Here is a 15,260-nt window from a genome sequence, read left to right as displayed (position 1 = left end):
AGGTGGCGAAATGAATTTTGCAGTCATTGGCCATCCCATTCGACATTCGTTATCTCCAGTGATGCATCATGCAAATTTTAAAGCTTTAGGAAGAAATGATGAATATAGTGCATTAGACATCGATCCGAAACATTTTCATCATATCAAAGATGTCATTGCGCAAAAGAATATAGATGGTTTTAATGTTACGATTCCATTTAAAGTTGATATTATGGCTTATTGTGATGAAATAGATATTGCTGCTAAAATGATTGGTGCAGTCAACACGGTTCATATTAAGAATGGCAAATGGATTGGATATAATACGGATGGATTAGGGTATTTATCAAGTATAAATCATGTTCTAAAAGAAGATATGAACATATTAATTTTAGGAGCCGGTGGTGCGAGTAGAGCGATTAGTTATACAATGATGCAAAAACATCGTGTTACGGTTGCTAACCGTACTTTAAAACGTATTGAAACGTGGCCTTTCAAAGTTAATGGTGTGACATATGACAAGCTAAATGACCTTTCAGTATACGATTTAGTCATCAATACAACACCTGTCGGAATGACAGGATTTGATGAGATGTCGTTGATTCGATGCCATGATTTAAAAAAATCGTGTGTAGTAAGTGATATTATTTATACACCGGAAAAAACAGCATTTTTAAAGGAAGCAGAATCAAACAATTTAAAAATAATAAATGGATTAGGTATGTTTGTGATGCAAGGGGCTAAAAGCTTTGAGTTATGGACGGGGCTAAAAGCTGATTCTCACGCAATGAGTGAAGCAGTGCAAACAACCTTGAAAGGAAGAAATAAATGTTAACAGGAAAACAAAAAAGATTTTTACGAGCAGAAGCACACCATCTTGATCCGATCTTTCAAATAGGAAAAGGTGGTATCAGTGATAATTTAATTGAACAGCTCAATGATGTACTTGAAAAAAGAGAACTAATCAAAGTAAGTGTGTTACAAAATAATGATGATGACAAACAAGAACTTGCTGAAACAATTGCGCGACGTGTATATGGTGAACTTGTACAGGTTATTGGTTCAACAATTATTTTATATAAACCATCAGTAAATAATAAGAAGATTGAATTACCACGATGAAAATCATTGTTTATGGGGGTTCATTTGATCCGGTTCACATCGGACATTTAACTGTGGCAAATGAAGTGTTTCATCAGGAGCAGCCAGATATGTTCTTATTCATACCTACAGGACATAGCCCTTTAAAGAAAAGTGGTGCACATACAAGTAATAATGCGCGTATTTCGATGCTGAAACTAGCGATTGATTACTTAGGTTTTGGAGAAATTGATACTGTAGAGATGCACCGCAAAGGTAAAAGCTATACGTATGACACAATGCGATATTTGCAGGATAAATATCCAGGTGCAGACATATCGGTCATAATTGGTACAGATCAGTATATATCTATAGCACAATGGTATGAAATTGAAAAACTAAAAGAAATGGTTCGGTTTATTGTGGTTAACCGAGATATAGATACGCAGGAATTGCCTGAACCATTTATAGCGTTTAATATACCAAGAATGGATATTAGTTCTACAATGATTCGTAATCGAATTGCTCAGCGCAAGACAATCCGTTGTTTTGTAATAGATACGATTGAGCGATTGATCAGAAAGGAACATCTATATGAAGCAGAAGAAAGCTAAAAAGCTTGTTGAAGAGAAATTACCTAAGAAAAGATATGAGCACTCAATTCGCGTTGCAGAAACAGCTTTAAAAATGGCTGACATTTTTGATGGTGATCAGGATATTGTTGAAATGGCTGGTATTTTGCATGACTATGCGAAATACGATGAGTTAAGTAAGTTATATCAGGCAGTTACGAAATATAATCTCGATAATGATTTATTGTCATATAACTCAGAAATATTACATGGTCCGGTAGCCGCTGCATACATGATGGATAAACATGAGATAGATTTAGAGATATATAACGCGATTTATTATCATACTACAGGACGCGCCGGAATGGGTTTAAACGAAAAAATTATCTTTATTAGTGATTATATTGAACCAGGACGTACACAACCTGGTGTTGATGATATTCGCAAGATTGTATTTGAAGAACAGAACTTAGATAAAGCAATTTATGAAATTTCTAAACGTACTGCATTATATTTAATCGAAAATGATAAACCGATATATTCTAAAACGATAGAGTGTTTAAATTATTATAATTTACAGAAGTAAAAGAAAAGGAATGATTGAATGAAAAAAGAAGCATTATTGGAACTTGCGTTTAACGCTTGCGATAACAAAAGAGCAGAAGATATTATAGGAATAAATGTAGCAAATGTTACAGGTATTACGGACTATTTCGTAATTTGTGAAGGGAATAGTGACCGTCAAGTACAGGCAATCGCACGTGAAGTAAAAGATGAAGCACAAAAACATGGTATCGAAGTAAATCGACTTGAAGGTTTTAATGAAGCACGCTGGATTTTAGTGGATCTAGGCGATGTTGTAGTACACGTATTTCATCACGAAGAACGTGACTATTATAACTTAGAGAAGTTATATCGTGATCAGGAAATTATCGAGTATATGCCGGAGCAAGTTTAATGTCTTACGGTCAATTTGCATCAATTTATGATCAGTTTATGTATGATCAGCCATATGATAGATGGCTTGAAGTGATAAGACCATATTTGAAAGAAAATATGTTAGATTTAGCAACAGGCACGGGTGCTTTACTTGATTTAATGCCACACAATGTTAAAGTGACAGGTGTTGATCTGAGTGAAGAGATGTTAGCGATTGCTGCATCAAAACGTAGTGATGTGACCCTTATTGCTCAAGATATGACAAAACTAGAACTCAATCAAAAATTTCAATTAATTACTTGTCTATGTGACAGTTTAAATTATTTAGCTGAACCAGAAGATGTACAGAAAACGTTTCAAAGTGTTTCAGATCATCTGGAGGATGATGGTATCTTTATTTTTGACGTTCATAGTACAGCTAAATTTGAAACATATTTTGATAACCAGACTTATAGTGATGAACTTGATAAGATGTTATATATTTGGCATGCTATTCAAGGTGAGGTACCGTTTTCTGTTTATCATGATCTGACATTCTTTATCAAAGATAATGAGCAAGATATTTATCATCGTTTTGATGAACAGCATTATCAGAGAACATATGAAATTGATGAATATAAAGTGATGCTAGGACAGATTGGTTTTGAGATTATTACTATATTTGCAGATTTTGATCCTGATTTTGTTGTGGATACAAATGAAGATGCATATTTTGATCGTGTATTTTTTGTCGTAAGGAAGAAAGAAAAAATAAAATAATATTTAATTTATGACAAATAAAATATTTTTAAGCACTTCTACAGATAATAATGTGGAGGTGTTTTTTTATGTATTTAGAATTGATAAAAACATGGATAGACAAAAATAAGATGTCCAGTCTGTTTATAGGAATTATTATCATGCTTAGTGGAGTAATCATCTTTCAAAATTACGACCAATCAAAGAATATTCAGGAGGATACTTCGCTAAGTCAGTTTGCGCAAATGGATGCTAAAGAAACAAAAGCTTCTTTAATACCTGTAGACCAGCAATCTCAATTGACGAGTGATAAGCAGCAAGTTGTAACGGAATTGAAAGTAGATATCAAAGGTGCCGTGAAATTCAGTGGTGTATATCCTGCCAAATCCAATCAAGTGGTCAATGATATTGTTAAACTGGCAGTACCCCTTAAAAATGCTGACCTTGATGCGGTCAATCTCGCTGCACCTGTTAAAGATGCGATGGTCGTCTATGTTCCATTTAAAGGTGAAGTGAAGCAGGATAAGTTTTCGATGTATCAACAAGCAGGAACACATGATAGTAATGATCTAACTGATAAAAAAGTAATTAATATAAACACGTCTGAACAAAGCGCTTTAGAAGAAATTCCTGGAATCGGGCCGAAAAAAGCTCAAGAAATTATTCAGTATCGCGAAACAAATGGAGGGTTTAAATCAATAGAAGAAATTAAAGAGATAAAAGGGATAGGGGATAAAACGTTTGAAAATTTAAAGGAATATATATCTATTTAAATGTCTGTACGTATCTAGATCACCTTGAATAAAATATGAATAAATATTACAATGAGTTCAAAAAGACATAGGTGATGTTATGGAAAGAATTCAATGGAAAGAATATTTTATGGCACAATCACAATTATTAGCATTACGCTCAACGTGTACACGTTTAAGCGTTGGAGCAACAATCGTAAAAGATAATCGAGTAATTGCAGGTGGATATAATGGTTCTGTATCTGGTGAAGTACATTGTATAGATGAAGGATGTTACATAGAGAATGGCCATTGTATTCGTACAATTCATGCTGAAATGAATGCGCTATTACAATGTTCAAAAATGGGTGTATCAACTGAAGGTGCGGATATATATGTGACACACTTCCCGTGTATTCATTGCACGAAATCAATTATTCAGGCAGGTATAAAGAAAATATATTATGCGAATGATTATAAGAATCATCCTTATGCAATTGAGCTGTTAAAAAAGGCTAATATTGATACTGAAAAAATTGAATTCAATCCTAAACATGTAGCAGGCTATTTTGAACAAATGTAAAGATAGGAGGTAGTCTTGGGTGTAGTTGTTGTATTACTTGTATTAGCAGGTATACTTTCATCTTATTCTATCGTTATTACAATCTTTTTAATAATAATTTCCTGTATTATCATATTTCAAAAGCAGCTACAAAAATGGTTGTTAATTTTTTTGGCTGCATTTTTAATTGCGTTTTATTTTTATAATATGTATGATTTTAAACGTGAAAAACTGCCATTTGATTTTGAGCCGAAAGTCAATACAACAGGTGAGTTCAGATTTTCAGATGATTTAGAAATTGACGGCAATTTACTAATGGGGTCATTAACAGTACAACAGGAAGAATATCAATTTTTCTACAAGATAAACAATGAAGCTGAAAAAGAACGATTACAAATGATGCAATTAACATTTCTAAGTTGTTCAGCTCAAATGAGTTTTCAACATATTCTACCAAATACTAATTTTTCAGGTTTCCATTATGATGCCTATCTCTATTATACACATAAAAGAGGCAGTTTGAAGCTAACCAACGTTGACTGGCAAAATTGTTCTTATCAAGATTTAAATATGATTGAACATATTCAGAAATATAGAAAAGATGTTGCTATAGCAATGTATCAATCCAATATAGTGCATAAGGGATATTTAATCGCTTTAACGTTAGGTGACACATCATACTTAAATAAAAATGAGATGTCTCTACTTAAAACACTAGGTATTTATCATCTTTATGCCATCAGTGGGAGTCACGTTGCACTGATATCAGTACAGTTCTATTTTGTATTACGGAGATTAAGTGTTCCAATAATCGTGTGTAAAATGATTTTGCTAATGTTGTTACCTATGTATATGATTTTTACAGGTAGCCAACCGTCTGTTTGGAGGTCCACTATTTTTATTTTGCTTATCTTATTTAATCCAGGTCTAAAGACGCAGCTTACGGATCTTTTATCGCTCACATTAATACTAAATTTAATATATGATCCTTTTACAGTTTATGATATTGGCTTTCAACTATCGTATGTTATATGTTTCAGTTTTTTGCTTATCTTACCGTTATATAATGAAAAATCAAAGCTTTTTCAATTTTTCCTCATTAACTTTATCTCACAATTAGCAACAATTCCAATTCTTTTCTATCATTTTAATAACAATTATTTAATCGGTATGTTGACAAATATTTTTTTCATCCCACTATTTACTTTTATTATCTTTCCGATTTGTACGCTCATCCTATTATTATTTATGTTAAACATCCATATTAATTGGTTAAATCAATGGGTAGATGGTTCTTTTATATTGAATGACATGTTAACAAAATTTTTTACGCAGTTTTCTAGAGTCGAAATTATATTAGAACAACAGCATATATTCATTTATGTATTGATGTTTATTGCTTTATCGTTACTATTTAGCAAATTAAAAAGTTATAAAGGTTTAAGCATTGCATTGTTGCTATTTTTATTAATATTTACAAATAAAAATATTAAAGAAAATAGTAATTATGTTCACTTTTTGGACGTTGGGCAAGGTGATGCATTCATACTGGAGCTAGGTAGAAAGACGATAATGATCGATACAGGAGGAAAGCTGGATTTTAGCAAATCTTGGGAAAGACGCAGCAATGCACAAAGTATAAGTGACAAGGTTACACTCCCTTTTTTAAAATATCGTGGTATTTCTAAAATTGACGCGCTTATTTTGACGCATCCTGATGCTGATCACTTTGGAGAATCTGAAAATTTAATAAAGGCAGGGATGGTTGAGCGTATTATTTTAAATTCTAAAGCACATGGCAGCGAAAAGTATAAGAACATAATTCGATTAGCACAATTAAAAGGCATAGCATTGATAGATGTGAATAATTATTTACATGAAGCGCAAATTCAGTTCGTGCGTCAAAATGAAAATAATAACAAAAATGTATCTTTAAGATTTTTATCTGCAGGTCAAACTGGAGAAGAGAATGATGACAGTATCGTTGTGTTTTTAAAACACGATAAACCCGGAAGAAATATATTATTTTTAGGTGATTTAAGTAAAGCGTATGAAGATGAAATCTTAAGTCAGATTGATGATGCTATAGATATAGTGAAAATTGGTCATCACGGAAGCAGAACGAGCACAAGTGAAACTTTACTTAGCCGACATCCTAAATTTGCAATTATTTCTGCGGGTCGGCATAATCGATTTAAACACCCTCATAATGAAACTGTAACTGCTTTAATCAATAACGATATCAAAATTTTTAATACACAGAAAAATGGAAGGATAACTGTTGATTTAGATAGAGGGACTGTTCAGACACAGTATCAAGCATTATTTCATGATAAATAAAAAAAGCGGTGATTTCACCGCTTTAAAAAAATTATTTCGCTACTAAGTCGAAAATTTGAGCAATAATATAAATTGTTGCGAATCCGCCAAAGCCAATTAAAAATGCATAGCCTGAGTCTTGAACGTCATTGTTTTTAGATTGTGTATTTTTTTCGAAATGATTCATGTCATAAACCCCCTACTTTTCTATCTATTTAAGTATATGATATTGAACGGAAAAAAGCTATAATGAAATTAAGATTTTTACGTTAGGAGTGCTCATAATGAGTCACATTTATTTAGTCTATGGGAGTACAAAACCATTAGTTGAAGATAAAGTTGATAAAATTATCCATCAATATATCGATGAACAGGATGATTTTAATTTTAGTCGATATGATCTACAGGAAACACCATTTGAAGTAATTGCTGAAGATGCGATGACTTTACCATTTTTGAGTGATCAGAAAGTGATTGTAATCAATAATAGTTTTATTTTTACAGGTGAAAAATTAAAAATTGCACATGAAATTAATTTAGATAAAGTAGTGGATTTTCTCGAAAAGTATGAGGGACCTAACATTGTCATCTTTAAAGTGCTACAGGATAAATTAGATGAGCGAAAGAAAATTGTTAAACGCATCAAGAAATTGCATACAATTGAGAAAATAGAACCGCTAGATGAAAATGGGATGAAACAGCTGATTAAAAAGCGTTTCAATGAACAGTTTAAAGATATTAAAGCGGATGCGTTAGACGAGATGATACATCTTACAGGACTCAATTACAGTAATGTTGTAAAAGAGATGGACAAATTAGTATTATTTATTGGAGATAATCCAGTCATTACGAAGAAAGATGTCACTGAAGTAGTGAGCAGAAGTCTAGAGCAAAATGTCTTTTTACTCACTGATTATATCGCTAAAGATGACAAGAAAAGAGCGGTTCATTTATTGAAAGATTTGATTAATATGAAAGAAGAACCGATTAAACTTCTGGCATTGATAAGTAGTCAGTATAGATTGTTCTATCAGGTGAAAATATTATCACAAAAAGGATTTAGTGAAGCACAGATTTCAAAACAAGTAAAAGTTCATCCATATCGAGTGAAACTAGCATTACGTAAAGTAAGGACAATGGAATTGAAACAACTACTAAATATCATAAAAGAATGTGCTGATACGGACTATGCTTTAAAATCCAGTTATCTCGATAACGTATTAATACTAGAATTGTTTATCTTAAAAATATAAAAAAGCGACCCTCAGGTCGCTTTGTTTATAATTATTATTTGTTACGCATAACTTGTGATTTTAAACGGTCAGCTTTGTTAGCGTGGATTAAGTTGCTTTTCGCAGCTTTATCAATCTTTTTAACAGCTACTTGTACTAATTCTGATTTATTGTCAGCGTTGTTTTCAATTGCCGCTTTTGCATTTTTCACAGCAGAACGCATATCATTCTTTTGAGAAATGTTTGCTTGTTGTGCTTTATTGTTAGTTGTAACACGTTTGATTGCAGATTTAATGTTTGGCATAATGTCACCTCCTAGAAATGTCTTGCACTTAAAATAGATATTTTGATTGCAACAAGAAATATTTTATCAAATTCAGACAGTATATGCAATCTATATTTTTTAAAACTCATTGAACAACTGTATAAGAGTTGTTATAATCAAATATACGTACAATTTAAGAAAGTTGGGCAAAAAGATGAATAATGAACAGCGTTTAAGCCGTCAGGAAAAAATAAGAAACTTCTCTATTATTGCGCATATCGATCATGGGAAATCGACTTTAGCAGATAGAATTTTAGAAAATACAAAATCTGTTGCTTCACGAGAGATGAAATCTCAATTGCTGGATTCTATGGATCTAGAGCGTGAACGTGGGATAACAATTAAACTGAACGCAGTACAATTAAATTATACAGCAAAAGATGGAGAAACATATATTTTCCATTTAATAGATACACCAGGACATGTCGATTTTACCTATGAAGTATCACGAAGTTTAGCGGCATGTGAAGGAGCTATATTGGTAGTTGATGCAGCCCAAGGTATCGAGGCACAGACATTAGCAAACGTTTATTTAGCTTTAGATAATGATTTAGAATTATTACCTGTTATTAATAAAATAGATTTACCTGCTGCTGAACCTGAACGTGTGCGTCAGGAAATTGAAGATGTGATTGGCTTGGATGCAAGTGAGGCGGTACTCGCTTCAGCTAAGGCAAATATCGGTATAGAGGAAATCTTAGAACAAATCGTTGAAAAAGTTCCGGCACCTATGGGCGATCCTGAGGCACCATTAAAAGCTTTAATCTTTGATAGTGCGTTTGATGCTTATCGTGGTGTAATTTCATCAATACGTATTATTGATGGCACTGTTAAAGCTGGCGATAAAATTAAAATGATGTCTACAGGTAAAACTTTTGATGTGGTTGAAGTAGGAATCAATACACCGAAACAATTGCCTGTTTCTGAATTAACGGTCGGTGATGTAGGTTACATTGCAGCTTCAATTAAGAATGTTGCAGATTCAAGTGTAGGGGATACTATTACTTTAGCTGATAATCCAGCAGATGAACCGCTACAAGGTTATAAAAAGATGAATCCAATGGTATTCTGTGGTATTTATCCAATTGATACTGGACGATACAATGATTTAAGAGAAGCATTAGAGAAACTCCAATTAAATGATGCTTCTTTAGAATTTGAAGCTGAAACTTCTCAAGCTTTAGGTTTTGGTTTCCGTGTCGGTTTCTTAGGATTATTACATATGGAAATTATTCAGGAACGTATTGAACGGGAATTCGGCATTGAGTTAATTGCAACAGCTCCATCTGTTATTTACAAGTGTGAAATGACAGATAAGAGTGAAGTAATTGTAGATAATCCTTCAAAAATGCCAGACCCTCAAAAGATTGATAAAATTTATGAACCATATGTAAAAGCGAGTATTATGGTACCGAATGATTATGTCGGTTCCGTAATGGAATTATGCCAAAGAAAACGTGGTAACTTTCAGACGATGGACTACATGGACGATATTCGTGTAAATATCATCTATGAAATTCCATTATCAGAAGTCGTATTCGATTTCTTTGATCAGTTAAAATCAAATACTAAAGGATATGCCTCTTTTGATTATGAGTTAATTGGCTATCAGGAAAGTCGCTTAGTGAAGATGGATATCTTACTCAATGGTGAAAGTGTCGATGCTCTAAGTTTCATCGTACATAGAGACTTTGCCTATGAACGTGGTAAAGTTATTGTAGAGAAACTCAAAACTTTAATTCCACGTCAACAATTTGAAGTGCCTGTTCAAGCTGCTATCGGACAAAAAATTGTTGCACGTACAAATATTAAATCAATCGGTAAAAACGTACTAGCTAAATGTTACGGTGGGGATATCTCACGTAAGCGTAAACTTTTAGAAAAACAAAAAGCCGGTAAAGCAAAGATGAAGGCAGTAGGTTCTGTGGAAATTCCACAAGATGCATTTCTAGCTGTGTTAAAAATGGACGAAGATTAGCAAAAAAACACGATTGTATCTTTAAAAGAGCAATCGTGTTTTCATTTTGGAGGTGGTAGCATGAGAAGCTTATATATTCATATTCCATTTTGCAATCGTATCTGTACGTATTGCGATTTCAATAAATTTTTAATTAAGAACCAACCAGTCGATGCATATCTAGATGCACTTATTAAAGAGCTGGGAATGATTAGTGAGAAGGAAATTTATACAGTTTTTATCGGAGGCGGGACGCCGACAGCATTATCTGGCAAACAATTAGAACGATTGCTAAAATATATTTCAGATAGATTTGTAATTATGAGTGAATTTACTGTTGAAGCGAATCCGGATGAATTAACAACCGATAAAATTGCTATTATGAAGCGCTATGGTGTTAATCGTTTATCGCTTGGTGTGCAAACATTTAATAATCGTTTGTTGAAATCACTGGGTAGAACCCATGTAGAAAGTGATATTAAACGTGCTGTAGATGAAGCGAACCGTTTAGGAATTGAGTCAGTTAGTATCGATCTGATGTATCATTTACCTACGCAGACACTCGAAGAGTGCCAATACGATTTAGAACAGGCGGTTCAGCTTAATATTAATCATATTTCGAGTTATTCACTCATTTTAGAACCAAAGACACAATTTTATAATCTATATAAAAAAGGAATGCTTCAAATGCCTGATGAGACTCTCGCCCAGGACATGTATGAATATACAATGAGATTCTTAGCAGAACATGGGTTCCATCAATATGAAATCTCGAATTATGCTAAAGGAGATTTTGAGTCAAAGCACAACAAAGTCTATTGGGATAATAAAGAATATTACGGAGCAGGAGCTGGTAGCCATGGTTATATTGATGGTAAACGCTATTATAACGTAATACCTGTCCCACATTATATTAAAGCGATGAATACCGGTAGTGCTGTTAAAGAGATTATTCCAGTCGATATCGATGCTTCGATGGAAGAATTCATGTTCTTAGGATTGAGATTGAATAAAGGTATTAACATCAATGATTTCGAGAAAAGATATGATAGAAAATTTAATGATGTTTTTGGCACTGTAGTTCAAGGTTTGCTAAAAGAAGGTCAAATCATCGTTGAGGATAATCATGTCAAACTATCTGAACAAGGTAGAATGCGTGGTAACGATGTGTTTGAAAAGTTCTTATTAACTGTGTAATATCATGGTTTTTAACAACTTTTTTTCATTTAAGAAAATTTAAGTGTTATATGTTGACATACTTTGACCAATTTGATAAATTGTTATTAGCACTTGAAGTAATAGAGTGCTAACGAGGTGAATTATGCTAACAGATAGACAATTACATTTATTAAACGTAATTGTTGAGGATTTTGTTGATAGTGGATCACCTATCGGTTCAAAGAAACTGATTGAACAACATAATCTGAATGTTAGTCCTGCTACAATTAGAGCTGAGATGAAGCGATTAGAAGATCATGGTTTAATTGAAAAAATGCATTCTTCTAGTGGTAGAATTCCTTCAGAAGCAGGCTATAAATTTTATGTTGAAGCGTTGCAAAAAGAATTTCCTTATGAAGAGAATTTTTTTATTGATCAGACAAATTTTGTTGATTTTAGAATGCTCGCTAAGGATATTGCGATGGATACTCAATATCTATCAATTGCAACAACAACTGAAATCGATAAACGATCAATTTCACAGATTCATTTGACGTATTTAACACCGACTAATCTGGTATTAATTATTGTCTATGAAAATGGTAATGTTGAACATCAACAAATTTCATGGCAAGTACGTTTAACGAGACAAGAGATTGAGCGCATGAACAATTATCTAAACCAGAATTTACTTGCAATTATTGAAGGTAATATTCATTTAGATGTAAATCGAGAGGGCTTTAAACAGTTACCGCTTACGCATTTAAAATCTCAAATCGTAAAAAAAGCACATACAAAATCTCATACAATATATTTTGAAGGACGAGAATATTTGTATGAAATTATTGATTCTGATAATTTGAATGCTGTAAAAGAAACATTGAAATTAATTGATTCCGAAGACTTACCGATTATATTAAGTCAGGTTGAATCTAATCATATTCAGGTAACGTTAGGCCAGGAAATTGATAAAAACTTAGAAGGCATCTCAATTGTAACTTCACCGATTCATCTTCATAATATGAATGGTAAGATTGCGGTCATTGGACCGACACAAATGAGTTACCGAAAAGTCTTTAATAAATTAGCAAGTATTAATCACTTGTTATAAGGAGGTAAATAACTTGTCTGAAAAACATGAAGAACAAGCATTTGAAAAAACTGATCAAACAGATGAGTCGACTGAAACAGTAGAACAGGATATAACTGAAACAGTTGCGCCAGAAGCACCTGTTGAAGCTTCTGAAGAAGAAACAACTGATGAGCTCACTGAAACTAAAAAATCATTAGAAGCAGCTGAAGAGAAATATTTACGTCTTTATGCTGAATTTGAAAACTATAAAAAACGAACACGTGCAGAATTAGATACTGAAAGAACGTATCGTGCGCAAAGTGTACTGCGAGACATTTTACCAGCAATAGATAATATTGAACGCGCACTTGCACAAAAAGGTGAAAGTGAAGCATTTAAATCTTTACATAAAGGTGTAGAGATGGTTTATGAAAGTCTGCTTAGTTCATTGAAAGATAATGGCCTTGAAGTGATTGATGCACTTGATCAACCATTTGATCCGAATTTACATCAGGCTGTAATGCAGGAACATGATGAAAATAAGGATTCTGGAATTGTTTTGGATGAGCTTCAAAAAGGTTATAAATTAAAAGAACGTGTTTTACGACCTTCAATGGTAAAAGTAAATGAGTAATCGTTCTTAAAAAATATTTAAAATTAATTTTAAAATAATGGAGGAATAATATAATGAGTAAAGTAATTGGTATTGACTTAGGAACTACAAATTCATGTGTATCTGTATTAGAAGGTGGAGAACCGAAAGTAATCGCAAACCCAGAAGGTAACCGTACAACACCTTCAGTAGTAGCATTCAAAAATGGTGAAACACAAGTTGGTGAAGTTGCGAAGCGTCAGGCAATCACAAACCCTAATACAATCATTTCGATTAAACGTCATATGGGTACAGACTACAAAGAAAACATCGAAGGTAAAGCATACTCACCACAAGAAATTTCAGCAATGATCTTACAAAACTTAAAGGCAACTGCTGAAAGCTACTTAGGTGAAAAAGTTACGAAAGCGGTAATTACAGTTCCTGCTTATTTCAATGACGCAGAACGTCAGGCAACTAAAGATGCTGGTAAAATTGCTGGACTTGAAGTAGAGCGTATTATTAACGAACCTACTGCAGCTGCACTTGCTTATGGTTTAGATAAAACAGATAAAGAACAAAAAGTATTAGTATTCGACTTAGGTGGCGGTACGTTCGACGTATCTATCCTTGAACTTGGTGACGGTGTATTTGAAGTATTATCAACTTCAGGTGACAACAAATTAGGTGGAGATGACTTTGACCAAGTAATCATCGACTACTTAGTAGAAGAATTCAAAAAAGAAAACGGGTTAGATTTATCTCAGGATAAAATGGCAATGCAACGATTAAAAGATGCTGCTGAAAAAGCGAAAAAAGATTTATCAGGTGTATCTTCTACTCAAATCTCATTACCGTTTATCTCAGCTGGAGAAGCTGGACCATTACACTTAGAATTAACGTTATCACGTGCGAAATTTGAAGAATTATCACATTCATTAGTAGATCGTACAATGATTCCTACACGTCAAGCGATGAAAGATGCTGGATTATCTAATGCAGATATCGATGAAGTCATCCTTGTTGGTGGATCTACACGTATTCCTGCTGTACAAGAAGCAATTAAAAAAGAATTAGGCAAAGAACCAAACAAAGGTGTTAACCCGGATGAAGTTGTAGCGATGGGTGCTGCAATTCAAGGTGGCGTTATCACTGGTGATGTGAAAGACGTTGTATTATTAGACGTAACACCATTATCATTAGGTATTGAAACAATGGGTGGCGTGTCTACAGTATTAATCGAGCGTAACACGACAATTCCAACATCTAAATCACAAGTATTCTCAACTGCAGCGGATAATCAACCGGCAGTAGACATTCACGTATTACAAGGTGAGCGTCAAATGGCAGCAGATAACAAAACATTAGGTCGCTTCCAGTTAACTGACATTCCACCAGCACCACGTGGTATGCCACAAATCGAAGTAACATTTGATATCGATAAAAACGGTATCGTTAACGTTACAGCGAAAGATTTAGGTACTCAAAAAGAACAAAAAATTACTATCCAATCTTCATCTTCATTAAGCGACGAAGAAATCGATCGTATGGTTAAAGATGCAGAAGCTAATGCTGAAGCAGATAAAAAACGTCGTGAAGAAGTTGACTTACGCAATGAAGCAGATCAATTAGTATTTGCTACTGATAAAGCGATTAAAGATTTAGAAGATAAAGTGGATGCTGCTGAAGTAGAAAAAGCAGAAGCTGCTAAAGAAGATCTTAAAAAGGCTTTAGAAGGCAATGATATTGAAGATATTAAGGCCAAAAAAGATAGTTTAAATGAAATCGTTCAGGCACTATCTATGAAATTATATGAAGAGATGGCTGCACAACAAGGTGCTGAAGGTGCTCAAAACACAAATCCTGAAGATGATGTAGTAGATGCAGACTTTACTGAAGTTAAAGATGACGATAAAAAATAATAAGTAATAACATAAAGTCAAAGTCAATTTATTGACTTTGGCTTTTTCTTTCAGCATATTTAACTAAGTAGTAAGAAAAGGA

General features: G+C 33.3%; 17 protein-coding genes. 15 read left to right on the top strand and 2 right to left on the bottom strand.

From position 1 onward, the window contains the following. Positions 1–10 precede the first annotated feature (10 nt). The 9 genes from aroE to KFV12_RS08460 all read left to right on the top strand — a co-directional run bounded on the left by aroE (position 11) and on the right by KFV12_RS08460 (position 6,941). Positions 11–814 (top strand): shikimate dehydrogenase, encoded by an 804-nt coding sequence (gene aroE, locus KFV12_RS08500; RefSeq protein ID WP_254256560.1) that lies wholly within the window; start codon positions 11–13, stop codon positions 812–814. Next, on the top strand, positions 808–1,101 hold the full coding sequence (gene yhbY / locus KFV12_RS08495) for a ribosome assembly RNA-binding protein YhbY (RefSeq protein WP_096076302.1): 294 nt from the start codon (positions 808–810) through the stop codon (positions 1,099–1,101). The genes aroE and yhbY overlap by 7 nt, the downstream gene beginning before the upstream one ends. Beyond that, positions 1,098–1,673, top strand: a complete 576-nt coding sequence (gene nadD / locus KFV12_RS08490) for a nicotinate (nicotinamide) nucleotide adenylyltransferase (protein WP_111715249.1) — start codon at positions 1,098–1,100, stop codon at positions 1,671–1,673. Before yhbY ends, nadD begins: the two co-directional genes overlap by 4 nt. Beyond that, on the top strand, positions 1,654–2,217 hold the full coding sequence (gene yqeK, locus KFV12_RS08485) for a bis(5'-nucleosyl)-tetraphosphatase (symmetrical) YqeK (RefSeq protein WP_239242790.1): 564 nt from the start codon (positions 1,654–1,656) through the stop codon (positions 2,215–2,217). Before nadD ends, yqeK begins: the two co-directional genes overlap by 20 nt. A gap of 18 nt (positions 2,218–2,235) precedes the next feature. Then, complete coding sequence (gene rsfS, locus KFV12_RS08480; protein WP_111715246.1) at positions 2,236–2,589, top strand: ribosome silencing factor; 354 nt, start codon at positions 2,236–2,238, stop codon at positions 2,587–2,589. Continuing rightward, entirely contained in the window at positions 2,589–3,329 is a 741-nt protein-coding gene (locus KFV12_RS08475) for a class I SAM-dependent DNA methyltransferase (protein WP_239242789.1), read from the top strand. The genes rsfS and KFV12_RS08475 overlap by 1 nt, the downstream gene beginning before the upstream one ends. Positions 3,330–3,397: 68 nt before the next feature. Beyond that, positions 3,398–4,081, top strand: a complete 684-nt coding sequence (locus KFV12_RS08470; protein ID WP_239242788.1) for a helix-hairpin-helix domain-containing protein — start codon at positions 3,398–3,400, stop codon at positions 4,079–4,081. Positions 4,082–4,160: 79 nt separating this feature from the next. After that, positions 4,161–4,622, top strand: a complete 462-nt coding sequence (locus tag KFV12_RS08465; protein WP_240837089.1) for a ComE operon protein 2 — start codon at positions 4,161–4,163, stop codon at positions 4,620–4,622. Positions 4,623–4,637: 15 nt separating this feature from the next. Further along, positions 4,638–6,941, top strand: coding sequence for a DNA internalization-related competence protein ComEC/Rec2 (locus KFV12_RS08460; protein WP_254256559.1), 2,304 nt, complete (start codon positions 4,638–4,640; stop codon positions 6,939–6,941). A 31-nt stretch (positions 6,942–6,972) separates the two neighbouring features. Here the strand turns inward: KFV12_RS08460 and KFV12_RS08455 are convergent, their stop codons facing one another. Further along, positions 6,973–7,107, bottom strand: a complete 135-nt coding sequence (locus tag KFV12_RS08455) for a YqzM family protein (RefSeq protein ID WP_096076310.1) — start codon at positions 7,105–7,107, stop codon at positions 6,973–6,975. 94 nt (positions 7,108–7,201) lie between these two features. Here KFV12_RS08455 and holA point away from each other — a divergent pair, with 94 nt between their 5' ends. Continuing rightward, positions 7,202–8,173, top strand: a complete 972-nt coding sequence (holA, locus tag KFV12_RS08450; protein ID WP_436970162.1) for a DNA polymerase III subunit delta — start codon at positions 7,202–7,204, stop codon at positions 8,171–8,173. 34 nt (positions 8,174–8,207) lie between these two features. On the opposite strand, the gene rpsT is transcribed toward holA, so the two are convergent. After that, positions 8,208–8,456: a 30S ribosomal protein S20 gene (gene rpsT / locus KFV12_RS08445; RefSeq protein WP_096076311.1), complete on the bottom strand. Its 249-nt coding sequence runs from the start codon at positions 8,454–8,456 to the stop codon at positions 8,208–8,210. 175 nt (positions 8,457–8,631) lie between these two features. Between rpsT and lepA the strand changes: the two genes are divergently transcribed. From lepA to dnaK, 5 genes are all read left to right on the top strand, one after another. Next, entirely contained in the window at positions 8,632–10,455 is a 1,824-nt protein-coding gene (lepA, locus tag KFV12_RS08440) for a translation elongation factor 4 (RefSeq protein ID WP_254256557.1), read from the top strand. Between the two features lie 60 nt (positions 10,456–10,515). Continuing rightward, on the top strand, positions 10,516–11,631 hold the full coding sequence (hemW, locus tag KFV12_RS08435; protein WP_111715237.1) for a radical SAM family heme chaperone HemW: 1,116 nt from the start codon (positions 10,516–10,518) through the stop codon (positions 11,629–11,631). 124 nt (positions 11,632–11,755) lie between these two features. Beyond that, entirely contained in the window at positions 11,756–12,703 is a 948-nt protein-coding gene (hrcA, locus tag KFV12_RS08430; protein WP_254256556.1) for a heat-inducible transcriptional repressor HrcA, read from the top strand. 13 nt (positions 12,704–12,716) lie between these two features. Further along, a complete protein-coding gene (grpE, locus tag KFV12_RS08425) occupies positions 12,717–13,298 on the top strand; it encodes a nucleotide exchange factor GrpE (RefSeq protein WP_254256555.1) in 582 nt (193 codons plus the stop codon). Positions 13,299–13,351: 53 nt separating this feature from the next. Continuing rightward, positions 13,352–15,178 carry a molecular chaperone DnaK gene (gene dnaK / locus KFV12_RS08420; protein WP_239242783.1) on the top strand — a complete coding sequence of 609 codons (1,827 nt, stop codon included), beginning with the start codon at positions 13,352–13,354 and terminating at the stop codon, positions 15,176–15,178. The last annotated feature ends 82 nt before the right edge of the window (positions 15,179–15,260 follow it).

Source organism: Macrococcus epidermidis (assembly GCF_024205965.1).
Lineage (GTDB): Bacteria > Bacillota > Bacilli > Staphylococcales > Staphylococcaceae > Macrococcoides > Macrococcoides epidermidis.
This window is presented reverse-complemented; position numbering and strand designations above follow the sequence as displayed.